The organism is Agrobacterium sp. BT-220-3 (genome assembly GCF_025910175.1).
In the GTDB taxonomy this organism is placed as follows: domain Bacteria; phylum Pseudomonadota; class Alphaproteobacteria; order Rhizobiales; family Rhizobiaceae; genus Agrobacterium; species Agrobacterium oryzihabitans.
This window is the reverse complement of sequence record NZ_JAPAIX010000007.1, coordinates 78,319-103,625: the sequence shown is the minus strand read 5'-3', so window position 1 is coordinate 103,625 and position 25,307 is coordinate 78,319. Positions and strand designations below refer to the sequence as shown.

Here is a 25,307-nt window from a genome sequence, read left to right as displayed (position 1 = left end):
ATATTCAGGCGATACGCGCCTGGCTCGTCGGATCGAAGAACACGGCCTTGTCGAGGTTGAAGGCAAGACGGGCGTTCTGGCCGGCGTGAATACGGGCATCGGCGCGCAGGCGGGCAACGACCTCCTTGCCGCCGAGCTTGGTGACGGCGAAAGTATCCGATCCGGCCGGCTCCACGACCTCGATGTGGCATTCTCCCTCGGCAAGCGTGCGGGCGTTCCTGTCCGCCCCTTCCGGGTCGGTCAGAGCTTCTGGACGAATGCCGAAAATGACCTGCCGGCCCGCATGGGACGCCAGCGCCTCCTTGCCGGCCGCAACGGGAAGACGCATCGGCGCTCCATCCGGTCTGGCAAGAGAAACGGAAAGTCCGGAGGCATCCTGCTCGATGGTGCCGGTCAAAAGGTTCATGGCGGGCGAGCCCATGAAATCGGCGACGAACATGTTTGCCGGATTATTGTAAATCTCGGCGGGCGAGCCGAACTGTTGCAGAACACCGTCCTTCAGAACCGCGATCTTCGTCGCCAGCGTCATCGCCTCGATCTGGTCGTGGGTCACATAGACGATCGTCGTCTTCATGCGCTGGTGAAGCCGCTTGATCTCGGTGCGCATGTCGACGCGCAGCTTGGCATCGAGGTTGGACAGCGGCTCGTCGAAAAGGAAGACCTGGGGGTTGCGCACCAGCGCGCGGCCCATCGCGACGCGCTGCCGTTGACCACCCGACAATTGGCTCGGCTTACGGTCGAGGAGATGGCCGATCTGGAGAATATCGGCAACCTGCTTGATCGCCTTCTCGCGCTCTTCCTTCGGAACCTTGCGGATCTCCATTCCAAACGCGATGTTTCCCGCAACGGTCATGTTGGGGTAAAGCGCGTAGGACTGAAACACCATGGCGATGTCGCGCTGCGACGGCGGCAGGCCGGCAACGTTGCGGCCGTTGATCGAAATCGTGCCCGACGTGATGGGTTCCAGCCCGGCAATCGTGTTGAGCAGGGTGGACTTGCCGCAGCCGGAAGGCCCGACGAGCACCAGAAAACCGCCCTCCTCGATTTCGATATTGATGTCCTTTAGAATTTCCAGCGCGCCGTAGGATTTGCGCAGATGAGAGATTTCGAGAAACGACATGGTTTATCCTTTCACAGCGCCGGACATGAGACCCCGTACGAAGTAGCGGCCGGAGACGATGTAAACGATGAGGGTTGGGAGGGCGGCGAGGATCGCGCCCGCGAAATGGACGTTGTATTCCTTGACCCCCGTGGACGAGGACACGAGATTGTTGAGCGCCACGGTCATCGGGGTGGAAGACGCGCCCGAAAAGGAGGCCCCGAACAGGAAGTCGTTCCAGATATTGGTGAACTGCCAGATGACCGAGACCACGATGATCGGTCCCGAGGATGGCAGAAGGATGCGGCGGAAAATCTGGAAGAAACTCGCACCGTCGATCTGGGCCGCCTGAACGAGTTCCGTTGGGAAGGCTTCATAGTAGTTGCGGAAATAGAGCGTGGTGAAGCCGAGGCCATAGATCACGTGCACCATGATCAGACCCCAGATCGAACCGGCCAGACCCAGCGTGCCAAGGATGCGCGCCATGGGGATCAACACGATCTGGAACGGGATGAAGCATGAAAGCAGCAGCAGCCCGAAGAAGACGTTCGAACCGCGAAAACTCCACTTGGTCAAAACGTAACCGTTCAGCGCGCCAACGATGGTGGAGATCGCGACAGCCGGAACGACCATCAGGATCGAATTGATAAAGAAGGGCTTGAGACCCGTCGGCTGAACGCCGATCTGCGCCGTGGACCAGGCGGAGAGCCACGGCTCGACGGTCCACACCTGCGGCAGGTTCAACATGCCCCCCTGCCGGATTTCGTCCAGGGGTTTCAGCGAATTGACCACCATCACGTAGAGCGGCAGCATGTAGTAGATGGCGAAGAATATCAGCGCCAGATAGATCAGTGCGCGCGTCAGATGGCCGTGGCTGATTGCGTTTTGTTGGTTTGGAGCGCCGCTCATCAGCGTTTCCCTCCGCGAATTTCCGAATAGAGATAGGGCACGATGATCGAGAAGATCATGATGAGCATGATGATCGCCGACGATGCACCGATGCCCATGGAGTTGCGCGTGAACGTGTAGGAATACATGAATGTCGCCGGCAGCTCGGTCGCCTGCCCCGGCCCGCCGCCGGTCAACGCAACCACAAGGTCGTAGGCCTTGATGGCGAGGTGCGCGAGAACGACGAATGCTGACAGGAAGACCGGCCGCATCAGTGGAATGATGATGCGGCGATAGGTCATGACGGTCGAGGCGCCATCGATCTGGGCCGCCTTGATGATCTCATTATCGACGCCGCGAAGGCCGGCCAGAAACATCGCCATGACAAAGCCCGATGATTGCCAGACGGCGGCGATCACCACGCAGTAGATGGCGTAATTGCGGTCCTTGATCCACGCAAACTGGAAGCTTTCCCATCCCCACAGATGCATGGTGTTCTGCAGGCCGATGCCGGGGTCCAGAAACCACTTCCACGCTGTACCCGTGACGATGAAAGACAGTGCCATGGGGTAAAGATAGATCGGCCGTAGGAAGCCTTCACCCCGGATTTTCTGGTCGAGCAGGATCGCCAGAAACAGGCCGAGAACCGAGCAGATGATGATGTAAAGCGACGCGAAGATCGCCAGGTTGCTGATCGCCCGCCACCAGTGCGGCAGCGCCCAGAGCCGCTGGTAATTCAGAAGCCCGACGAAATTGTAGGAGGGCAGCATCTTACTGTCCGTCAACGACAGGAAACCCGTATAGGCGATGAAGCCGTATACAAAAATGATAATGACGACGAAGCTTGGAGCCAGAACAAGCTTCGGTAACAGCTCCTGAAGTCGACTACGACCAGTCATCGCGCAGATATCCTTGATCCTTGAAACAGCGCCCGATGCTTGCCGTTTCGGTCAGTTGGGTAGCCGAAGGCGACAGGCTGCCTGCGAGGCGCCCGGACCGGTTCGACTGCGATTTCATGCGAGTGTTGGTGTGGTGGGGAAAACCCCCACCGCACTTTCCGCGTTTACTTTGCGGCTGCGACGGCAGCTGGCAGTTCGACGATTGCTTCATCAGCCGTCAGTTCACCGTTGAACTCACGGGTAACGACGTCATAGATCGCGTTCTTGACGGCAGCCGGGTTGGCGTGACCGTGGGCCATCGAGCCGAAGAGCTTGCCGCTCTTGTCGGCCTCTGCAAGATCGGCGATCGCCTTCTTGCCGCAGGCGTCAAAGGCCTCGTTGGACACGTCGGACCGGGCCGGAGCCGAACCCTTCACGACATTGAACGCCGACTGGAAGGTCGGGCTTTCAATTGCGGCGGCCATTTCCATCTGCGCCGGCACCTTGTCGGCAGCGACCTTGAACATGGCGAACTGGTCGGAGTTGAACGTCACCGCCCCTTGCGTTTCAGGATAACGGACGCAGACAAAGTCCGTGCCCGGCACCTTCTTCGCCTTGACGAATTCACCCTTCGCCCAGTCGCCCATGAACTGAACACCGGCCTTGCCTTCGATGACCATGGCGGAAGCAAGGTTCCAGTCGCGACCGGAGAAGTTGTCATCCACGTAAGTACGAAGTTTCGTCATGCGCTCGAAAGCGGTTTTCATTTTCTCGCCGCCAAGTGCTGCCGGATCGAGGTCGATGAACGCCTGCTTGTAGAAATCCGTGCCGAGCGACAGCACGACCGCGTCGAAAATCGTCGCATCCTGCCATGGCTGCCCACCAGCGGCGATGGGCGTGATGCCCTGCGCCTTGAAATTGTCGAGCATGGCGACCAGCTCGTCCCAGTTCTTCGGCTCCTTGCCGCCAGCCTTGTCGAGCGCCGCCTTGTTGATCCACATCCAGTTGGTGGAATGCACATTCACAGGCGCGGCAATCCAGTGGCCGTCATATTTAGAGAAGCGCTGCAGGGCTTTCGGAATAACCTTGTCCCAACCATCCTTGGCCGCCAGCTCATCGAGGTTGCCGAGAGCGCCTTCTTTCGCCCAGTCCTGAATGTCGAAACCGAGCATCTGAACGGCGGTCGGCGCATTGCCGGCGGTAACGCGGGCGCGCAGCACCGTCATGGCTTCCGTGCCGCCGCCGCCGGCGACAGGCATATCGGTCCAGGTAATGTTCTTCGCCTCAAGGTCCTTCTTCAGGACGTCGAGTGCGGCCGCCTCGCCGCCGGATGTCCACCAATGCAGAACTTCGACATTTTCCGCCGCCTGTGCAGCGCCGGCCATCATTGACACTGCCAATGCAGTGGTTGTCAGAAATTTGCGCATATGTTCCTCCCATTGTCGCAAATTAAAGCGAGGAGATCCCCGCCCCGTCACCCGTCCTCCTCAGACGCAGTCAGTCTAACCGGCTAGGCCGGTTTTTCAGTCTGCGGCATCCACCAGCTGGTTCGGCCGCCAATATGCATGTTCAGGGTCTTGGTTTCCGTATAGTCCTCGACCGCATGGCGACCGAGTTCCCGGCCGAGACCGGACTGCTTGTAGCCTCCGAACGGCAGCTCGCTCGCGCCATCCATGAAGGTATTCATCCACACCGTACCGGCCCGCACGCGGCGCCCGATCGTCAGGCATGTATCGAAATCGCGGCTCCAGACGCCTGCGGACAGGCCGTAATCGACGGAATTGGTGATCTCGATAGCTTCTGCGGTTGTCTCAAATGTCAGAACCGAAAGGACCGGTCCGAAAACTTCCTCACGCGCAACGGCCATGGCCGGCGTGACATCCGATAGAATGGTAGGCGCCATGAACTGACCCATTCCCAAGTCCAGCTTTTCTCCCCCATGAGCGATCTGTGCGCCGCTGTTTTTCGCATCTGAAACGTAACCGGAGATTTTTTCAAGATGCTGAGGCGTAATGATCGCACCGACCTGTGTCGTCGGGTCCAGAGGATCGCCTACCTTAACATTCCTGGCAAGCTCGCCGACACGCTTGACCACATCCGCCGCGATGCTTTTGTGAAGAATAAGGCGCGACCCGGCGTTGCAGCACTCGCCGGCATTAAAATAGGCCCCGAAGACAGCCGCATCGATGAACGCATCAAGATCAGCGTCCGGAAATACGATCTGCGGGTTCTTGCCGCCCAGCTCAAGCGACACCTTCTTCAAGGTCTGCGCGGCATTGACCATGGTCAGCTTGCCGACGCCCGTAGAACCCGTAAACGAGACCATATCAACGGACGGATGCGAGGTCATGATCGAACCGACTTCGGCACCGGTTCCCGTGACGATGTTGACCACACCCTTCGGCACACCCGCTTCCTGCAGGATTTCGCCGAGAACAAGCGTCGAGCCGGAACTGAGTTCCGAGGGTTTTACAACCGTGGTGCAGCCGGCCGCTAGCGCAAAAGGCAACTTCTGGCCGACAATCAGGAAAGGGAAATTCCACGGCGTGATGATCGAAACGACACCGATCGCCTCACGCAGGACGACACCGAGCGTGCCGTCACCGAGCGTATTGTAGCTTTCGCCGTGCAAATCTCTCGCAAGTGCGGCGGCATAACGCCAGATATCGACGGAACCGGCGATTTCACCACGCACCTGGGTAATGGGTTTTCCGGCCTCGATGGCGTCGAGATAGGCAAGCTCTTCGGATCGCGCGGCAATGAGGTCCGCAGCCTTCAACAGAATAGCCGAACGTTCGGAAGCAGTCATGCGAGGCCATGGGCCAGTATCGAAAGCGGTGCGCGCGGCCGCTATCGCCCGTTCCGCATCGGCCTTGGTTCCGGATTGAAAACGACTGACGACGGAGCCGTGACCGGGCGCTATCCGCTCGATAGGATCGACATTGCCTTCGATCCAGTTGCCGTCAATGAGCATCTTGAAATCTCGGGCCGTCCGGTCGCTCAGCATTTTCGGATTGATCAAAACCGTCATCACCATTCTCCGTTAAATATTGCCGGGCGCTTTGCGCCAAATGCCGCCACGCCTTCCTTCAGATCGCCGGTCTTGGCAGCCAGGATGGAGCCCAATGCTTCGACCGCCGTGCCATTGTCTTCTCCGCTTGCCGAAGCGATCATCAGTTTGACGATCTCGGACGCGGCCGGACCACGCGCGGCGACGCGCTCCGCATAATCTTTCGCAGCGGTCAGAGCATTGCCGGTTGTGGTAACGGCATCGACAATCCCAAGCGCGAGCGCTTCCTGCGCGCTGAATGTCTCACCGCCGAGCGCCATCCGGCGCACGGGCTGTGCGCCGAACCGCTTCACCAGCCGCTGCGTACCCGACCAGCCCGGCACCATGCCGAGGCTGGTTTCCGGCAGACCGATCTTGATCTGCTCCTCGGCAATGCGAATGTCCGCGATACCCGCCAGTTCAAGGCCGCCGCCAAGCGCATGGCCGTTCAACGCGGCGATCAACGGCATCCGCAGGGTTGCAAGACGTTCAAAAACCCGGTGACCGTGGCGAACCCAAGCGTGACCAAATTCCTGAGGCTGCATGCCGCCCCATGCCTTGATATCGCCGCCGGCCGAAAAGCCCTGCCCCTCGCCCGTCAGGATCGCCACACGGACCGCATTGTCTGCCTCGACCTCGTCGGCGGACGCCATTAGCGCGCCGAGCATGTTCAGATCGAGCGCATTGCGTTTTTCCGGCCGCGACACCGTCATGACCGCGATATGGCCGTCGACCTCGACGCGAACCGTGCCGTTAGCCATGGAAGGTTCCCTCCAGCACACGAGCGCTTTTTTTAGGCAACGCAAGCCGGATATTGGCTTCGGCAAAAAGCGAGGCGTCCATCACCTTGAGATTGTCGGCGACGATAAGCTCGAACTCCGACTGGTCGAGAATCTGGGTCTGCAAATCGATGCCCGGCGCGATCTCCGTCAACACGATGCCTTGCGGCGTCAGTTTCATGACGCAGCGCTCGGTGACATAGGTGATGTCCTGACCCTGTTCGATTGCCCTGCCGCCGGAGAAGGTAACGTGCTCGACCTCATTGACGAGCTTCTTCAGCTTTCCTTCCTTTTCGACAATCAACCTGCCGTCATTGATCGACAGCTTTGCCCCCGCATTGAACATGCCGGAAAAGACGATTTTTCTCGCCCTCGCCGTGATGTCTACAAAGCCTCCGGCCCCGGCGGTCACATGCGGACGGAAGGAAAGCTTCGAAACATTGACGGAACCGTCCCTGCCGATTTCGAGGAAGGACAGCAGCGATGCATCGAAGCCCGCCCCCTGAAAATAGGTGAACTGATAGGGTGACGGCATATAGGCGTCGGCGTTGGAGGCACAGCCGAAGGCGAAATCCAGCAGCGGAACCCCGCCGACCGCCCCCTGCTCGATCACCCAGGTCACCGCGCCATGCAGCCCTTCTTCCAGCAGAATTCTCGGCACATTCGCAGAGATGCCGAAACCAAGATTGACGCAACTGCCAGCCTCAAGTTCCTGCGCCACACGACGGGCAATCACCTTCTGGATATTGAACTCCGGCACCTCGAATGAATCGAGCGGATGGAAGACCTCTCCCGATATCGCCGGATCATAGGCCGTCTGGGTCGTCTGCTTCTGATCGGGATCGACCACCACATAATCCACCAGCATGCCGGGAACCCGCACATCGTGCGGCTTGAGCGAGCCTTCCTTGGTGATGCGCTTTACCTGCGCAATGATGATGCCGCCATTGTTGCGGGCGGCCAGCGCCTGATCGAGACCCCCGAGATAAGCGCCCTCATGTTCGTAGGAGAGATTGCCGCGCTCATCGGCGGTCGTCGCGCGGATGATCGTCACCTGCGGAATGATTGAGGGGAAATATAGCCAGTCCTCGCCCTCGAAAGTCACCCGTTTGACGACAGGCTCGGCCGCAGCCGAAGCATTCATCGCACAGCCCTGACGGGCCGGATCGACAAAGGTATCGAGGCCGATTTTGGTAAGCACACCGGGGCGCTTTGCAGCCGCCTCGCGATGCATGTCGAACATGATGCCGGATGGAATGTTATAGGCCGGGATTTCATCTCCGGTGACCATCTGCCAGATCAGCGGCGGCTCGGCGCTGGAAGGGCCGGACGGGTATGAACCGCCGATGATCCGCTTCAGCAGGCCCTTTTTCGCGATGTGATCGACACCCTTGATGCCGCTCATGTCACCGGCGGCAATTGGATGAAGTGTCGTGATGTCCTTCGGATGTCCGGTCGCATCGAAGCGGTCACCGATCGCCTTCAACATCAGATCGGGGCAGCCGAGACCGCTGGACGACGAGACGGAGATAATAGCACCGTCTGGAATGAGCTCCGCTGCCTGAGCTGGAGTGATGTGTTTTTTCATGACCGGCTCTCGATTCCCGTTTTGACCCGAACAGCGGTTCCGCTTTTTGAAGCTTCGACGACGGCAAGCCCGGTCGCCAGCGACCAGATGCCGTCTTCAGCAGTCGCGGCAGGCTTGCCGCCCGTGATGGCCGAGTGAAAGGCTTCGAGCGCGACCTCATAAAGATTGTCGGAACCCGTTTTGATGTCTTCCTCACCAGCCTCGGTGCGCAGCACGACAGTGCCGACCGACTTCTGGGTCATCACATTTCTGGCGATCAGGGAGCCTTCGGTGCCATGAACCTCAAAACCGGTCTCGGCATATCTGGTCGTGAAGCCATCGTGGAACTGCGCGATAAGACCATTTTCGAAACGGATGACACCCATGACGGCGTCTTCCAGTCCCTCCCTGCTCATGCCGCCGGCCTGAGAAAACGCGATGACCTCGACCGGATCAGCGCCCAGCACAAAGCGAAGCGTGTCCACGTCGTGCACGGTAATGTCGAGGATGACGCCTCCGCCCGCAGACGGCTTGTCCAGCCGCCAGCCCTGCAGATGCGGCGGCAGGTAAACCGCATGAAAGACGCGCGCACTCAGCGGCGTCCCGATCGTGCCGGCAGCGATTGCATCGCGCATCGCCCGATGCGTGGGCGCATTCCGGAGATGATGATTTGTCGCCAGAACGACGCCTGCCTTACGGGCCGCGTTTGTCATCGCATGAGCCTCGTCGAGTGACAGGGCCAAAGGCTTTTCGCAAAGAATGTGTTTTCCCGCCCGGGCAGCAGCAAGCGCCTGCTCGCAATGCAGATCATTCGTCGTCGAAATATAAACCGCATCTATGGCCGGATCGGCAAGGAGCGACGCCAGATCGGAAGCGACGTTCGGGATGCCGTTTGCCGCCGCATATTCCGCCCCGCGAACAGGGTTGGAACTCAGAACGGAAACAACCTCGCCGCCTGTTTTTCTGATCGCGTCGATCACCCACTCGCGCGCGATCGTGCTTGCGCCGATCAATCCCCAACGCACCGTCATGCCAATGTCCTCCCGACTTCATGCCGCCCTGCCCCACAGCTCTCCCGCACAACGAGCCGAACCGCCGTTGTCACCGCCTCCGCATCGGCCTTCTCCGAATTGATCTGCTTGAGAAGCAGCTGCGCTGCCCGCCTGCCAATCCCCTGGGGGTCGACGGCAATCGTGGTCAGAGCCGGAACCGTCGTCTTGGCTTCGATGACATCGTCAAAACCGACGACCGCGAAATCCCGCCCCGCCTCCATGTGCCGGGCGCGCAGCCCGTCGCAAACGCCAAAAGCCACGGCATCATTAAAGCAGACGGCGGCCGTGACCGGATCGCTTGCTTCGAGCACGCGTCCAATCGCCTCGACTCCGCCGGCACGCGAGGGCGCGCAGGGAACAACCGCCGCCTCCTGAAAAGGCAGACCGGCGACAGCCAGGGCATCCCGAAAGCCGCTGACCCGCTCGTGAAAAACCGCCGTATCGGGAAAGCCGCCCATGAAGGCGATGCGGGTGTGACCGAGCGAGGCTAGATGGGCAACCGCCTGCGCCATGCCGGCCTGATTGTCGGATGCCACCGACGAGACTTTCGCACCGGGCAGACTGCGAACAACGACCACGACAGGAATGCCGGCAGCAATCAGCGGCTTGAAGTCAAGCGGATCGGTCGCACGGGCGGGCGACACGATCAGCCCCGAGATGCCGTGTTCCCGCATGGAGGCAATCACCTCGCGCTGCCGGTCGATGCTTTCGCTGGTATTGGCAAGAAACTGAACATAGCCGGCCGATTGCACGACGGTATCAACGCCAACGGCAAGCTCCGCAAAGAAGCTGTTCGTCAGATCGTTGACGACGACACCGATGATTTTCGATTTCGCACTGGTCTGGCGCAGGTTCGCGGCGCCACGGTTATAGACATAACCAAGCTCGCGCATCGCCGCATTGACCTTGGCCCGCGTCCCCTCATTGACGAGCGGAGACCCCCGCAGCACCAGCGAGACGGTCGATTTCGACACGCCTGCGGCCTGCGCGATATCTATAACGGTTACCCGTCCGCCAGTCATTGAAGCCCTCCCATGCCTTTCCTCGAAATTGAGGCTAATTAATTGGAACGTTCCAATTTTGTCAAGCGACATTGCCGAACCAAAAATGAAAACAACGGGAAAGAGAATACAAAACTTCCAATAATTTATTTATTTCAATGTATTATTGGAGATTTTTGATTTTTGTAATTTCCTTGAATTCTTCGAGATTTGCGGCGGCACGCGCTTGAAAAATGGAACGTTCCAAAATACGCTAATGTTTCTTCCCAACAGGAGCGATGTTTATCAGGCCTGCAATGCCGGGCGAACGCGACGTTCAGCAATGCACGACCGAGCCCAAGCGACAATGCTTGCCCTTCAGTCACTATGGACAGTAGTTTACCGTCAAACGCTCAGCCTGATGAGCGATCGACCCTCATTCCGGAGCAATGAATGACAATAGAAACGCCTTCACTTGACGCCTTGCGGGCAGAACTCGCAGCGCTCCAGCTCAACACATTCAATTACGATTTCGCATGGAAACTGGGCAGCCTGATAAGACAGCGCGCGGCATCACAGGAGCTCCCTGTAGCAATCGAGATACGGCATGGTACCGACGTGGTCTTCGCCACTCTCCTGCCCGGCGCAACCATAGACAATTTCGGCTGGACACGCCGCAAATGTGCCGTCGTTCATCGCTTTCATCGCAGCTCGCTTCAGGTCCGGCTCGAATCCGAACTGAAGGGGTATGACTTCAACACCCGGTTTGGCCTGCCGACGAGCGATTACGTCGCGAGCGGCGGCGCGTTTCCGCTCACCATCCGTGGAGGCACGCTGATCGGGGCGGTGGGCGTCAGCGGACTGCCTGACGTTGAAGACCACAAGCTGGTTACACTCTGCCTGACGGAGATGCTCGCAGGCTGATTGCAAGACTGCTCTCGGATATGCGTTTTCACTCATCGTCTATCCGAGAGTTCCGCACGCTACTGCTCAAATCGTTAGTCCACAACCAAGCGATTGATTATAAAGAATTTTTCAAAACAAATGAACTATGAAGCAAACCACATATGGTTGTGTTTCCTACTGCATTTCGCCCGGTAGTTTTTCAGGTCCCGACGTTAAGGATTTGTTAACTCAATCGAAGAGAATATTAGCACATTCTTATTACCCGCTATTCGGGTGATGATTTGCTGCGGATCGCCGGGAAAATCGGCGGTGCGAAGGCATGGGGAGAGAGCATGAGGTTCGTGAAATCACGCCACATCGCATTGCTTGCAGCATTGATCTCTGCGCCCGCATCAAGCGTCGCGCAGACGTCCACCACGTCAGACTTTACAGTGCAGATCACCATTCAGGCGGCATGCCAGATCAATTCCACGACTTTGCTGAATTTCGGCAATAGTGGCTTCATCGCGGCTGAAGTGGATGCGACCAGCCAGATTGTGGTGCAATGCACCTCAAGCACACCATACTCGCTGGGGCTGAGCGCCGGAGCAGGGACTGGCGCTACGGTTGCAAACCGCTTGATGACCGGCCCCAGCGGCGCGACCGTTTCCTATTCCCTGTACCGGGATTCCGGCCACACGCAGCTGTGGGGAAATACCATCGGCACGGACAGGCAGACGGGAACGGGAACGGGCGCGGCACAGACATATACCGTTTATGGGCGGGTGCCAGCCCAGACGACACCCGTACCGGGCGTTTATACGGACACAGTAAGGGCCACGCTTACCTATTGATCGCCAGAGGGAGGATCGCGCATGCGTCTTTTTACCTTAGCGGCTGCGTTTATTGCCGGTTTGTCTGTTTCACCTTCATACGCCACATCTTTGCGGGTCTCGCCCGTTATTCTTGATCTCAAGGCACCGGCAGCGGCATCCAGTCTTCGAATATGGAATGATGCAAAAACGCCCATCAACGTTCAGGTCAGAATTTTCCGCTGGACCCAGCAAAACGGAGAGGATGTCTTAACGGCAGCAGAGGACGTCGTTGCCAGCCCGCCCATGACGCAGCTGAAGCCGGGAGCGGAAAACCTTATCCGCATCGTCCGGCTCTCCAAAAAGCCCATCAGGGCCGAGGAAAGTTACCGCGTCATCGTCGACGAATTGCCATCAAGGAGCAAATCCCCGTCCGGCACGATCACGCTGGTCGTTCGTCACTCCATACCCGTTTTCTTCTCGAATGCGGCCGCCGGTGATGCGGAGGCAACGTGGTCGGTGACGCCGCAGGCCAATGGTTATCGCGTGACGGTTTCCAACAAGGGTCTGAAGCGGCTGCGGATTGCCAACCTCAAACTGCTCGGTGGTAACGGGCAGGCAGTCGCCCAGCAGCAGGGGCTGGTGGGCTATGTGCTCGGCCAGTCCGGCACAAGCTGGGTGGTGCCGGCATCGAGTGGAAAACGAGCCGGCGGCACAATGAAGATTTCGGCGGACAGCGAAGGCGGCCCTGTCAATGCGACGGCGCGCGTCACCGGCGGATAGCCTTGCCGTTTTGGCGATTGCAGGTTTGACGATCATTTCATCGAGCAGTTTTTCCATGGCGCAGGATTTATCCCCTGCGGCATCACCGGCCCTTTTTGCCGCAGAAGAGCCGAGACAATTGCAGCTCGAAGTCTACATCAACGATGTTTCGACAGAACTGATCGCCACATTTCGTCAAGACGACACCGGCGCGCTTTTCATAGAGCCGGTCCAGCTGAGAAATGTCGGAATTACGCCCGTTGACAGTGCCGTTCGCGGCGACGGCTGGGTCGATATTTCCAGACTGCCGGATGTGACGGCACGTTACGACGAGAGCAGCCAGTCCGTCTATTTCACGCTGCCGATGGCGGCACGGGCCAGCAAGCTCATCGACGCATCCGGTAAAAATGACCGGGATGAGGACGAAGAGGCGGAGACGAAGGCCACAAGCGATCTGGGAGGTCTGGTGAATTACACGATTTACGGATCATCCGGTGGCGAAAGATGGTCGGATATTGCCGACTTCAACGGCGTTTCCGCCTTGCTGGAAGGTCGCGTCTTTGGTCCACTCGGCGTATTGTCCTCGTCTCAGGTGCTGAGCACTTCGCAGCTCGACCAGTTCGATACAAGACGGCTCGACACCACCTGGAGCTATTCCGATGAAGACACGCTGACGACCTATCGCGCCGGTGATCTGATCACGGGCGGGCTTGCATGGACACGCCCGACGCGGCTGGGTGGACTGCAAATACGAAGAAATTTCGATCTGAGGCCAGATATCGTGACGATGCCGATGCCGGCCTTTGCCGGTTCCGCAGCCGTACCATCCACTGTCGATGTCTATGTGGATAATATTCGCCGCATCTCGCAGGATGTTCCGGAAGGTCCGTTTTCCATCACCAATCTCCCCGTCGTCAGCGGTGCGGGCAATGCGCGGCTGGTGGTGCGTGATGCGCTTGGCCGCGAGACCGTGTCGGAAACACCGTTTTTTGCCTCGGCGGATTTGCTTGCAAAAGGGCTGGTCGATTTTTCCGCCGAGCTTGGCTTTGCGCGACGCGACTACGGCACCTCGTCCTTTGATTACGATGAAAGACTGTTGGGATCGGCCACGGTCCGCTACGGCTTTTCAGACAAGCTGACACTGGAAGGCCACGCGGAAGGCGGCGCAGACTTCTACAATGTCGGGTTTGGCGGGGTCTTCACACTCGGCAATTTCGGATTGGGTACGGTCTCGGGCGCAACCAGCCATTTCAAGGATGAAAGCGGTTATCAATTGTCGGCAAGCGTCGAGGCGGAATTGCTCGGCATTCAGTTCGTCGCCCGCTCACAACGCACCTTCGGTGACTACCACGATATCGCATCCGTCTCCGCAAACACGTCAGAAAACAGGAGGATATCGGGTCTTCTCAGCGCGCGTGCCCCGCGTTCCCTCGATCAGATTTCCGCTTCCACCCAGCTGGCTTTCGACGAGACGAGCCTGAATTTCTCCTACACGCAGCTTGAAACCTTCGATGAAAGGAAATCCCGGCTGCTCGGTCTTTCCGCAACACGACGGTTTGGCGAAAACGGCAATATCTTCATCACTGCCTACAAGGACCTTGAAGACGATGGTTCCTATGGCGTTTACGCCGGTCTTTCCTGGACCTTCGGGGGCGGTATTTCCAGCTCCGTCGGTTTGTCATCCAATGCCGATGGCTATTCCGTGACGGCGGATATCGCAAAATCCGAGCAGCAGACCGAGGGAAGTTATGGCTGGCGTTTGCGTGGCTCCATGGGCAACAGCGATATCATCTCCGCTTCGGGCAGCTATCGCGGCAGCGTGGCCCGCGTGGCGGCGGGTGTCGATCAATTCAATGGCACCACACAGGCCTATGCGCAGGTGGATGGATCGATCGCGATTGCAGGGGGAGATGTTTTCCTTGGCAACCGGATCGATGATGCCTTTGCCGTTGTGGATGCGGGTGCCCCCGGCGTCGAAATCTTGCTGGAAAACCGCCCCATCGGACAGACCAACCGCCGTGGCAAGATATTGCTGCCAAATCTGCATTCTTACGATGTCAACACGATCACGCTCGACCCCGGCAATCTTCCCGTCGATGCGCGTATCGACCGGACGAAGCAGACCGTCATTCCTTCGGAGGGAAGCGGGGCGGTTGTCGATTTCAAGGTGGAAACCGGGGGGCGCGTGGCGCTCATAACGCTGAAGAACGAAAGCGGCAACTTCATCGAAGCGGGATCGACAGGCACGATCGATGACAGCCGCGATTTCGTGGTTGGTTATGACGGACAGGCCTATCTCGACAATGTCTCTGAAAAACACCGGCTTCTCATCACGCAGCCGACCGGTGGCGAGTGCGAGGCGCAGATCGTTCTTGGCGATGCCGCCGAAACCCGCACGACCCTCGAAGCCATTTGCAGGAGCGTTCAATGACGATGCTGACCCGTGCCGGCCTTGCCCTCTCCGCTTTTCTTTTTGCCTCTCCCGTGCTGGCGCAGAGCTGTAGTTTCGGTATGTCGGATATGAATTTCGGCTTCGTCAACCTTACAGGCGGGAGTGCGGTGGACAGTACCGCGACACTGAACATAACCTGTTCCAACCCATTGTTGACGCTGGGCCTTTCCATTCGAATCTGCCCGAACATCAATGCGGGAAGTGGAGGCCAGTCGGGCGGGATTCGCAGGATGCTACAGGGCAGCAACGTGCTCAATTATCAATTGTATCAAAATTCCGGGCGAACGACGTCCTGGGGCTCCCTCGCTCAACCTGCGCTCGGATCGCCGCCGCCGATCGATCTGGCGCTACCCCTCCTGGTGAATAATACAAGCCGTACCGTTTATGGCAGGATTGCCGCCAATCAGGCATCTGCGGCGCGGGGCCCATATCTCTCCAGCTTTGCTGGCGCCGAGACCAGCTTCACCTATACATCGTATCTTCTACTTGCGCCGAGTTGCTCCACTGTAACCCAAAACCCCACGCAAGTACCGTTCAACGTCACGGCTGTGGTGGAGCCGACCTGCCTTGTCACAGCTCAACCCATCAATTTCGGCAATCACGGCGTTCTCAGTACCGCAGTCGATGCGAACGGTGCGATTTCGCTGACCTGCACGGCAAATCTCGCCTATAGCGTTGCTCTCAACGGCGGGCTGAGCAACAGCCCGCCGGCTTCGCGGCAAATGGTGCTTGGGGGAGCCTCGATCACCTACGGCCTTTACCGTGACACAGGCCGCACCAATGTCTGGGGAAGTGCGGCCGGGCAGATAGTCACCGGTACCGGAACGGGCAGCCCGCAGACGCTGACCGTCTATGGACGCGTGCCGGCGCAGACTACGCCGGCGCCGGGAACTTACTCGGATACCGTTGTTGTGACGGTGAGTTATTGAGGACGCACGCTCAGCGCCCGGCCAGATGAAGCGTCTCAGGGTTTCCCCTGAACACCCTCATGCAGATGGATGGGCGCATGGTGCAGATAATGCGCCACCTTTCGCTTGGCGGCGATATCGGTCCAGACGAACCGGACATTGTCCTCGCTGAGGCCGGCAGCTTTGGCGATCTCGGCCGACGGCCTGTCGTTTTCCAGGCCATAGAGGCAGATATCCATCTTGTCGTAAGGCAGAGCGAAATAGAACTCTTCCTGCGTCTGCGGCATGGAATAGGTATCGGTGGTCGGCGGGCGGGAACGGATTTCTTGCGGGATGCCGAGGTGGGCCGCGAGCTGGTAGACCTGCGATTTGTAAAGATGGGCGATCGGCTTGATATCGGCTGCGCCGTCGCCGTTCTTCACGAAGAAGCCCTGGTCATATTCCAGCCGGTTCGGCGTGCCGAGCACCGCGAAATTCAGGCGGTCGGCGTGATAATATTCGAACTGCTTGCGGGTGCGCTGCTTCATGTTCGTTGCCGCGACGATGCCCAGATAGGCTTTCGCCGTGAGACGAATCTTGCGTGTTTCACCTGATGGCGAACGAACGACCAGCGAGGAAATATTATAGGCGCCGGTGCTCATGGCATTGTCGAAGACGATCTTGGACGTCCAGCCCGGACCATATTCTGGAACGACCTCGCGGATGAAACCATCGCGCCTTTCATAACACCCCATGGCGGCGAGCGAAGGCCCGATATCTTCCAGCACACAATCCATGCCGAGCATCGTCGCTACCGCCTGCCCCAGCCGCAGGCTTTCCGGGTCGGAATCGTTTTCCGGCATGAACAGGCCAAAAACATTTGCGGCTCCAAGCGCATGAACGGCGAGTGCTGCACTGACGCTGGAATCGATGCCGCCGGAAAGGCCGAGCACCAGCCCGCGCTTGCGCAGGTCGAAACGAAGCGATCGGCGGATTTTTTCGGCGATGCGTTCGACCTCCGCCGCCGCATCGAGTTCAAGCGGCGAGAAAGGCATGCTGTGTGCGTTGTTCGTCATCGATTGTTCTCCGTATCTTGAGCAGCAAGGCGACGGCTGACCTTGCCGGTATCCGTCGTCGGCAGGAAATCGCGAAATTCAACTATTGTCGGCACCATATGGACTTCCAGATGCCGGGCACAGTGGCGCATGACGTCTTTTTCGGTGATCGCCGCGCCGGGAGCGATGACGATTGCCTTGATCGCCTGGCCGAAAACCTCATGCGCAACGCCGATGACCAGAGCGTCGGATACGCCCGGCATGGTTTGCAGCACGGCCTCGACCGCCTGCGGCGCAACCTTTTCACCGCGGGACTTGATGATATCGTCCTTGCGGGCAACGAAGGTCAGATAGCCCTCGGCATCGCAGGTAAAGAGATCGCCGGTGTGAAGGCGCATCCTGCCCGTTGCCGCGTCAGTGCGAAGCGCACGGGCCGTTGCCGCCTCGTTTCTCCAATAGCCGCGCATCACATGCGGTCCGCTGACGACGAGTTCTCCGGTGGTGCCGGGCGCTACGCTGTCGCCCATCTCGTCCACCACCTCGGTCGAAGTACCGGGTATGGCGATGCCGACCGAGTCACGTTTCCTGTCGAGGTCTTCTGGTGGCAGAAAACTGATGCGCGTGCACTCGGTCTGACCATACATGCGGAACAGCCCGACATGCGGCAGGAACGTCCGCAGCCAGTCGCCATGGACGGTCGGCAGGGGTGCGGCGGCGGCGGTGACGTAGCGCAGGCTCTCAAACAGATTTGGCGACAGATCCCGCGTCTGCATCATGATGGAGAGCATGGTCGGCACCAGCGCGAAACCGGTAATCCGTTCTTCGCGGACACGCTCGAAAATCAGATGCGGATAGGCGAAGGATTTTTCGATCACCAGCGTACCGCCGACAAAGACGCTGGAAAGCAACTGGTTGAGGCCATATCCGAATGAAAGAGGCAAGACGCCAAGAAGGATATCGTCCGAGGTATTGCCGAGATAGGAGGTGATCGAACGGACGGCCGCGTCGAGATTGTCATGCGCCAGCATCACACCCTTCGGCTCGCCGGTGGAACCCGATGTGTAGATGATCACCGCCAGATCGGTTTCGGGCAAATTCTGCGGCAGCGCGACGTGAGCTTGTTCCAGCAACGCGTCAAAATCGACACCATCGCCAGAAGGGTTCGAAACGCCGGACACGATGCGCAACAGTTCGGATGAACCGGCGGTATCCGAAACCATCTTCTCAAGACGTGCCTCCGCAACCACGGCAAAGGGCGTGGAGGTGTCCAGAATTTGAGAAAGACGGGCTTCCTTTGTCGACGGATTGACCGGGCAGACGACGGCGCCCGCCATCCAGCAACCGAAAATCGCCACCGCCATGCGCCAGCCATTGTCCATCAGAAGGACGACACGGTCGCCCGGAGTTGCACCGCGGACGATCAGAGCGGCGGCGAAAGCCTCGCTCATCGTCTTCAACTCAGCGTAATTCAGGCGCGTCTCACCAGCCACCAGCGCCGTCTTGCCGGCATGGCGCTCCGCACTTTGATGCAGGTAGTGGTCGATACGCAATGGCGCTTCCCGAAATTGTCAGGCGGTCTTCATGCGGCCGATGAAGGCCGCGATGTTGTCGATCGTATCGAGATTGGCCGGCACGATATCGGCATCGGCAACGCGGACGCCGTAGCGTTCCTCGATGAAGCTTACCAATTCGAGAATTCCGGTGGAATCGACCATGTCATTGTCGATCAACGAAAGATCGTCACCAAACGGCCGGCTTTCGTCGCCGAACAGAAAGTTTTCGATAATGAAACCGCGAATTTCGGCTTTCGTTCCGGTACTTTCAGTCGTCATATGGAGCTTCCTTCAATGTTTTGCGATGGTGTTGAGGCATTCGAAGTCGTGGCGGCATGTATAAGCTGCGTCGACAATATTCCGACGAATGCGGCGTTGTCGCGAAAGCCGGTCGCCTGCTTTTGACGCACCTTGGTTTTCAGCTTTTCGACCGCCTGGGCGTTGAACAGGCCGGCGGTCTTGAGTTTATCGGCAGAAAGCACGGTGTCGAGATAGCCGGCATCCGCAAACGCTTCCGCATCCGGCGCGCGATAGGGCTGTTTGGGCCGGTTGAGGATAACATCCGGCACCAGCTCGGTTGCTGCCTGCTTTAGGATATATTTTTCCTTGAGACCGCGCAGTTTCGCCTCCGGCGGGAGCGCGGCGGCAAAGTCCACAACGCGGGGATCAAGGAACGGAAATCGGCCTTCCACCCCGTTGGCCATCATCACCCGGTCGCCCTGGCTGGAAAGAATATAGCCGGGCAAAAGGAATGCGGTTTCGAGATACTGGGCCTGGTGCAGCGGGTGCCAGCGACGGAAATCCTCCGGCAGCTGCGCCGCGAGATCGGCCGCCGCGTCATAGTCACCCAGCTCATCCCTCAAACCGGCGGAAAAGAAGATTTTCGCCGCCGCCGTTGAACGCAGGCGAGGCCGGTGGGAAAACAGCGGCTCGTCGGTCGCTTCCGCGCCGAAGGAGAAAAACCGGGCCAGATAATCCGGCGTCTGCTGTTTCAGCCCCGGCAGATAGGGGTAAAGCCGCTGGAACAGTTTGGGACGGCGAGAAGATTGCGGCTGGCGGCTGCAAAACCGCCTTACCCGCGCCTCGCGAAAAATGTCGTAGCCGGCAAACAGCTCGTCAGCACCCTCGCCGGTCAGCACTACCTTCATGCCCCTGTCGCGTACGTGCCGGGAAAGCAGATAAAGCGGAACGGGCGCGGTGCGAAGGATGGGCGTCTGCACATGCTCCATGACCTGAGGCAGGTATTGCGCAATGTCCTCAGTCGAGCACTCGGTGGTTTCGGATGCGACGCCAAGATACTCGCTCATCGCCTTCTGCCAGATACGTTCGTCGTGCTCAGCACTTTCGAACGCCAGCGAGAAGGTGCGCAGACCCTGGCGGACGTTTTGGGCAGCAAGGGCGGAAACGAGTGAGGAGTCCAGCCCACCCGACAGATAGGAGCCGACCGGCACGTCGGCGCGAAGCCGGATGCGCGTTGCGTCGGCCAGAAGCGCCGTCAGTTCCTCCACCTGATCATCGAAGCCTGCCGACGGTGCAGCGTCCTTGCCGTCTGGATAGGAAAGCTGCCACCAGCGCCGCACGGTGGATGCGCCGTCGCACAGGATCATCATATGGCCGGGCGGCAACTCGTGGATGCCGCGAAAGGCGGTGCGCGGCGGCAGCGGGAACCAGAATGTGAAAATCTGATCCAGCGCAACCGGATCGATTTCGGCGGTCATTCCCGGCAAGGCCAGAAGCGCCGCCATCTCGGATGCGAAATAAAACGTGCCTTCATGCCAGGTATAATAAAGCGGCCGGACACCCATCCGGTCGCGGGCCAGCAGCAATGTGTCGTTTCGGGCATCGTGCAGGGCGAAGGCGAAATCGCCGTTGAACTCGCTGAGGCAATCGAGCCCCTTGTCGCGATAGAGATGCAGGATGACTTCGGTGTCGGAATGCGTACGGAACTTGTGACCACGCGCGGACAGTGTTTCGCGCAGTTCGACGTGATTGAAGATCTCGCCGTTAAAGGAAACGGCGAGATCGTCCTCCACCGTGCGCATCGGTTGCGCGCCATCGGCAATGCCGACAATGGCCAACCGGGCATGGGCAAGCCCGACATCACCGCGCAGCAGGCTGCCATGCGCATCCGGACCACGATGCTTGAGGCACGAAGCCATCAGCGCGAGGCGCTCATTTGCGCGATCGGCCGGCATGTCATGTCTGTAAAATCCGGCAATTCCGCACATTTACTCGCCCGCCTGATCGAAACTATCGCCGATGAGGCGCGTCCAGCTTTCGCCGGAAAAACCGTTGAAGAACGCTTTTCCATCCGTCGCGGATTTGATGAGCTCCGCGTCGCGGGAATGCACGATGGTGGACGCCGCATGGAGAAACGAACATTTCTTGCCGATCATCGCCTGAAGAATCGCCGGCTGGGTGCGGCCCCTTATAGCAACGAGACCGCGCTCATAGGCGTTGCGGATCAAGCGGTCGATGACGATCTGCTCCTGCCCCGGCAGAGCCATGACCTGCAACGTGCGACCTATGCCCTTCGGATTGCCGTGATAGAGAAACAGCCCCACCGCCCTGCCGCCGCGGGCTCTCACGATACGCTGCACCGGCTCACCATGCAGACGCTTGCGTCTGGCATGCTGGAGCATGGTCAGCAGACTTTCCTCGCTCCACACCGGGCGAAGCGAAAACTGCCCGACGAGTTCACGCGCGAGATGCGCGAATTCGGCATCGCTTGCCTCTTCGTCGGTAAAGCTGTCCACCTTGTCTGGATGCGATGCATAATAGGACAAGGCTCGCCCGTGGCCTCTTGCCGAAATGGCCCGGTCGATCATCACACTCAACGGCGTCAGCGCGCGGAAAGCGCTGGAAAAGCGCGTAGCAGCGAGCTCGGCTCCCAAGGACGCCGGGCGCAAAATCCGCAGCCAGTCCAGACTGTAGGTGGACAGCAGGTGGCCGCGCATCGTCTTCCACATTTCGGTGGAAACATCGTTGATCGTCTCACCGAATGTCAGGTCCTGGGGACCCGCAAGAACCTCGCGCAAGAGACGGGCTCCGGCAAACGGATCGGTTTCGCGGTCTTCAGCGACAAAGGAAGAGCAGACCGCGGCGTTTATGATCCTGCCATTGAGCTCCATCGCCATGGGCAATACGCCCATAAAACCGGATACGCGCCCGTCGTCGAGCACATGGACCTTGGAGCAAATATCCGGGTTTGTGTTTGAAGTATCGAGGAAAAGCGTGCGCAAATATGAAGTCAGGTCATCCGTCGCGGCGCCATCTTTCTTCCGCAGGACACGGTGAAACATGTCGGCCACGGACACAAGATCGTCCGCAATAAATGAACGTATCTGAGGCATAATCGCCGCTTCTTGCCGCACAGGCGTTTAATCGAGAATAGTAATATCACTGCTATTCTGCCGCAGGCGTATTAATCAGAAGTTATGTGTCGGCGCAATTTCTCGTTGATAAGTGCGTTTCGCAACTATTTGACAGTAACCCGGACCCTTCAAGGCAATCGAGTCTGAAGGATTCAGATGACTTTACAGTGCACCGCGAAGGCGGCGTCTTCGCGATGCACAATATTCCAGAATCTGGCCCTTAGTAGTGGACAGACAGGGAATCGATCGGAGTAGTTTTCGGCGGAGCGAACTTTGTCAGGTCTATTCCGTCGACGGCGTTCAAGTACTCGTCCATGCTGGGGGTGCGGCCAAGGATCGCCGAAAGCACCACGACCGGGGTCGACGCCAGCAGCGATTCACCCTTCTTCTCGGCGGTGTCTTCAACGACGCGGCCCTGGAACAGGCGGGTCGAGGTGGCGAGAACCGTATCGCCCTTCTCCGCCTTTTCCTGGTTGCCCATGCACAGGTTGCAGCCCGGACGCTCGAGATAGAGGATATTCTCATACTCGGTGCGGTTGGTGGTCTTCGGCTTCAGATCATCGAACTCGAAGCCCGAATATTTCTGCAGGATTTCCCAATCGCCTTCGGCCTTCAGCTCATCGATGATGTTGTAGGTCGGCGCGGCGACGACCAGCGGCGCCTTGAACTCGACCTTGCCTTCGGTTTTTTCGATGTTCTTGAGCATTTGCGCGACAATCTTCATGTCGCCCTTATGCACCATGCACGAGCCCACGAAGCCGAGGTCTACCTTCTTGGTGCCGCCATAATAGGAAACCGGGCGGATCGTGTCGTGAGTATAGCGCCGGGAGACATCGGCATTGTTCACATCGGGGTCCGCGATCATCGGCTCATTGATCACGTCCAGATCCACGACGACCTCGGCGAAATATTTCGCGTTGGCATCGGGGGTCAGTGCGGGCTTTTCGCCCGAGCGGATTTCGGCGATGCGTGCATCCGCCTTGGCAATCAGGCCCTTCAGCGTGCCGACGGCATTGTCCATGCCCTTGTCGATCATGATCTGGATGCGCGACTTGGCGATTTCCAGCGATTCGATCAGCGTATCGTCCTGCGAAATACAGATCGAGGCCTTGGCCTTCATCTCGGCTGTCCAGTCGGTGAAGGTGAAGGCCTGGTCGGCGAGCAGCGTGCCGATATGGACTTCGATGATACGACCCTGGAAGACGTTGTCGCCACATTGCTGGAGCATCTGCGCCTGGGTCGCATGGACCACGTCGCGGAAATCCATGTGAGGACGCATCGTGCCCTTGAAGGTCACCTTGACCGATTGCGGGATCGGCATCGTTGCCTCGCCGGTGGCGAGCGCCAGCGCCACGGTGCCGGAGTCTGCACCGAAGGCCACACCCTTGGACATGCGGGTATGGCTGTCTCCGCCGATGATGATTGCCCAGTCATCCACGGTGATGTCGTTCAGCACCTTATGGATCACGTCCGTCATCGAATGATAGACGCCCTTCGGGTCGCGGGCGGTGATAACGCCGAAATTGTTCATGAAAGACATGAGTTTCGGAATGTTCACCTGGGCCTTCTTGTCCCAGACGGATGCCGTGTGGCAACCCGACTGGTAGGCGCCGTCCACGAGCGGCGAGATGACGGTGGCCGCCATCGCCTCAAGTTCCTGCGCGGTCATCAGGCCGGTCGTGTCCTGCGAACCGACGATGTTGACCGTCACGCGCACGTCGGAGCCCGCATGCAGTACCTTGCCCGGGGTCACGCCGACGGCGTTGCGGTTGAAGATCTTCTCGACTGCGGTCAGGCCCTGACCTTCGATCGAAATTTCCTTGTTCGGAGCAAAGACCGGGGTCGGCTCGACGCCGAGGGTCTGGGCGGCAAATGTCTGGAGCTTCTTGCCGAAGACGATCGCGTAAGAGCTGCCGGCCTTCATGAACTCCATCTTCTGGGGCGTGAAGGCGGCAGCGACATCGACCAGTTCCTTGCCGTTCTCGTCGCACAGCTTCTTGTTCTTGGCGTCGATCTTCAGGACAGTGCCGGTCTCGACCGAATATTTCTGCTCGAGGATCGGGTTGCCGTCATTGTTGAGGATCGGCTTGCCGTCTTCACCGGTCTTCTTCACCCAGTTCTTCAGGTTGATGCCGATGCCGCCGGTAACGTCGACGGTGGTCGCGAAGATCGGCGAAATGCCGTTGGTGCCAGCGACAACAGGGGCGAAGTTGACGAAGGGCACGTAAGGGCTGGCCTGCTTGCCGGTCCACAGCGCCACGTTGTTCACGCCCGACATGCGCGACGAGCCCACGCCCATCGTGCCCTTTTCGGCGATCATCATCACCCGCTTGTCCGGGTGCTGCTTTTGCAGCGCGACGATTTCCGCCTGCGCTTCCGGCGTGATCATACACTGGCCGTGCAATTCACGGTCCGAACGCGAATGCGCCTGGTTGCCGGGGGACAGAAGGTCGGTCGAGATATCGCCTTCGGCGGCGATGAAGGTCACGACCTTGATTTCATCTTCGACATCCGGAAGCTTGGTGAAGAACTCGGCCTTGGCATAGCTCTCCAGAACGCCCCTGGCGACGGCATTACCGGCCTTGAAGGCATCGCGCAGCCGGAACATGTCGGCATCATAAAGGAAGACCTGCGTCTTCAGCACGTCACCCGCCTGCGCGGCCAGTGTCGCGTCATTGCCAAGTGCTACATCGAGCAGCACTTCGACGGACGGGCCGCCCTTCATATGCGACAGCAGTTCGAGTGCAAAAGTCGGCGTGATCTCCGGGACCACCGTTTCGCCCAGAATAATCTGCTTCAGGAAGGCAGCCTTCACACCCGCAGCGCTCGTGGTGCCAGGCAAGGTGTTATAAATGAAGAACTTGAGGGCATCTGCCCGGTGCTCGCTGCCGGCATCCTTGATCAGTGTAATGATTTCGCCGGTCAGTCCGCCATCGTCAATAGGTTTGGGAGCGAGCCCTTGATTTTCTCTGCTTTTGATCTCAGCCAGGTAATCCAAGTAAAGGTTCATCGCAATCCCAATGTCATGAGGTGTATGGCGCCGAAACGCAGCGCCACCAAACCGTATTGTTGATAGGCCCAGGGTCTTTTATGGGTTTTCGAGTACGCCAACCGAGGCCGGATGACAAGATACCGCATTTCAGTAAAAAAGTGGTAGATCGGATTGAGCATCGATCGGTTAAAAATGACCGGGCGCGTGCCTTTCGAATTGGAACGATGGAAACTCCCGCTTTGC

The 25,307-nt window shown here is 58.8% G+C and carries 20 protein-coding genes; 5 read left to right on the top strand and 15 right to left on the bottom strand.

Annotated features, from left to right (window positions below; genetic code table 11):
- Positions 1-4 precede the first annotated feature (4 nt).
- The 9 genes from OK142_RS18080 to OK142_RS18040 form a co-directional block, all read right to left on the bottom strand.
- Complete coding sequence (locus tag OK142_RS18080; RefSeq protein ID WP_137039538.1) at positions 5-1,120, bottom strand: ABC transporter ATP-binding protein; 1,116 nt, start codon at positions 1,118-1,120, stop codon at positions 5-7.
- Between the two features lie 3 nt (positions 1,121-1,123).
- Complete coding sequence (locus OK142_RS18075; RefSeq protein ID WP_498684363.1) at positions 1,124-2,008, bottom strand: carbohydrate ABC transporter permease; 885 nt, start codon at positions 2,006-2,008, stop codon at positions 1,124-1,126.
- The gene (locus tag OK142_RS18070; protein WP_003504335.1) at positions 2,008-2,886 is read right to left on the bottom strand and encodes a carbohydrate ABC transporter permease; all 879 of its coding nucleotides are present in this window, start codon (positions 2,884-2,886) and stop codon (positions 2,008-2,010) included. Before OK142_RS18070 ends, OK142_RS18075 begins: the two co-directional genes overlap by 1 nt.
- A gap of 164 nt (positions 2,887-3,050) precedes the next feature.
- Positions 3,051-4,292 (bottom strand): ABC transporter substrate-binding protein, encoded by a 1,242-nt coding sequence (locus tag OK142_RS18065; protein ID WP_498684360.1) that lies wholly within the window; start codon positions 4,290-4,292, stop codon positions 3,051-3,053.
- Between the two features lie 83 nt (positions 4,293-4,375).
- Positions 4,376-5,896, bottom strand: coding sequence for an aldehyde dehydrogenase family protein (locus tag OK142_RS18060; RefSeq protein ID WP_498684359.1), 1,521 nt, complete (start codon positions 5,894-5,896; stop codon positions 4,376-4,378).
- Entirely contained in the window at positions 5,896-6,675 is a 780-nt protein-coding gene (locus OK142_RS18055; protein WP_498684357.1) for an enoyl-CoA hydratase/isomerase family protein, read from the bottom strand. The genes OK142_RS18060 and OK142_RS18055 overlap by 1 nt, the downstream gene beginning before the upstream one ends.
- Positions 6,668-8,281, bottom strand: coding sequence for an acyl CoA:acetate/3-ketoacid CoA transferase (locus tag OK142_RS18050; RefSeq protein ID WP_137039534.1), 1,614 nt, complete (start codon positions 8,279-8,281; stop codon positions 6,668-6,670). Before OK142_RS18050 ends, OK142_RS18055 begins: the two co-directional genes overlap by 8 nt.
- A complete protein-coding gene (locus OK142_RS18045; protein WP_498684356.1) occupies positions 8,278-9,291 on the bottom strand; it encodes a Gfo/Idh/MocA family protein in 1,014 nt (337 codons plus the stop codon). The genes OK142_RS18050 and OK142_RS18045 overlap by 4 nt, the downstream gene beginning before the upstream one ends.
- Positions 9,288-10,334 (bottom strand): LacI family DNA-binding transcriptional regulator, encoded by a 1,047-nt coding sequence (locus OK142_RS18040; protein WP_498684355.1) that lies wholly within the window; start codon positions 10,332-10,334, stop codon positions 9,288-9,290. The genes OK142_RS18045 and OK142_RS18040 overlap by 4 nt, the downstream gene beginning before the upstream one ends.
- Positions 10,335-10,745: 411 nt before the next feature.
- On the opposite strand from OK142_RS18040, the gene OK142_RS18035 reads away from it, so the two are divergent.
- The 5 genes from OK142_RS18035 to OK142_RS18015 all read left to right on the top strand — a co-directional run bounded on the left by OK142_RS18035 (position 10,746) and on the right by OK142_RS18015 (position 16,132).
- Positions 10,746-11,216: a heme-degrading domain-containing protein gene (locus OK142_RS18035; protein ID WP_444759027.1), complete on the top strand. Its 471-nt coding sequence runs from the start codon at positions 10,746-10,748 to the stop codon at positions 11,214-11,216.
- A 314-nt stretch (positions 11,217-11,530) separates the two neighbouring features.
- Complete coding sequence (locus OK142_RS18030; protein ID WP_318283677.1) at positions 11,531-12,031, top strand: spore coat protein U domain-containing protein; 501 nt, start codon at positions 11,531-11,533, stop codon at positions 12,029-12,031.
- A 21-nt stretch (positions 12,032-12,052) separates the two neighbouring features.
- A complete protein-coding gene (locus OK142_RS18025) occupies positions 12,053-12,772 on the top strand; it encodes a fimbrial biogenesis chaperone (protein ID WP_498684354.1) in 720 nt (239 codons plus the stop codon).
- Positions 12,744-15,182, top strand: a complete 2,439-nt coding sequence (locus OK142_RS18020; RefSeq protein WP_498684352.1) for a fimbria/pilus outer membrane usher protein — start codon at positions 12,744-12,746, stop codon at positions 15,180-15,182. The genes OK142_RS18025 and OK142_RS18020 overlap by 29 nt, the downstream gene beginning before the upstream one ends.
- Entirely contained in the window at positions 15,179-16,132 is a 954-nt protein-coding gene (locus OK142_RS18015) for a Csu type fimbrial protein (protein WP_498684350.1), read from the top strand. The genes OK142_RS18020 and OK142_RS18015 overlap by 4 nt, the downstream gene beginning before the upstream one ends.
- A gap of 35 nt (positions 16,133-16,167) precedes the next feature.
- Here OK142_RS18015 and nadE read toward each other — a convergent pair whose 3' ends face one another.
- The 6 genes from nadE to OK142_RS17985 form a co-directional block, all read right to left on the bottom strand.
- Complete coding sequence (nadE, locus tag OK142_RS18010) at positions 16,168-17,166, bottom strand: NAD(+) synthase (RefSeq protein WP_498684349.1); 999 nt, start codon at positions 17,164-17,166, stop codon at positions 16,168-16,170.
- Complete coding sequence (locus OK142_RS18005; protein ID WP_498684348.1) at positions 17,163-18,695, bottom strand: class I adenylate-forming enzyme family protein; 1,533 nt, start codon at positions 18,693-18,695, stop codon at positions 17,163-17,165. The genes nadE and OK142_RS18005 overlap by 4 nt, the downstream gene beginning before the upstream one ends.
- Positions 18,696-18,713: 18 nt before the next feature.
- Positions 18,714-18,977: an acyl carrier protein gene (locus OK142_RS18000; protein WP_003498798.1), complete on the bottom strand. Its 264-nt coding sequence runs from the start codon at positions 18,975-18,977 to the stop codon at positions 18,714-18,716.
- Entirely contained in the window at positions 18,974-20,926 is a 1,953-nt protein-coding gene (asnB, locus tag OK142_RS17995) for an asparagine synthase (glutamine-hydrolyzing) (protein WP_216331864.1), read from the bottom strand. Before asnB ends, OK142_RS18000 begins: the two co-directional genes overlap by 4 nt.
- The gene (locus OK142_RS17990) at positions 20,927-21,835 is read right to left on the bottom strand and encodes a hypothetical protein (RefSeq protein ID WP_498684345.1); all 909 of its coding nucleotides are present in this window, start codon (positions 21,833-21,835) and stop codon (positions 20,927-20,929) included.
- 457 nt (positions 21,836-22,292) lie between these two features.
- Entirely contained in the window at positions 22,293-25,082 is a 2,790-nt protein-coding gene (locus OK142_RS17985; RefSeq protein ID WP_216331860.1) for a bifunctional aconitate hydratase 2/2-methylisocitrate dehydratase, read from the bottom strand.
- Positions 25,083-25,307: the final 225 nt, after the last annotated feature.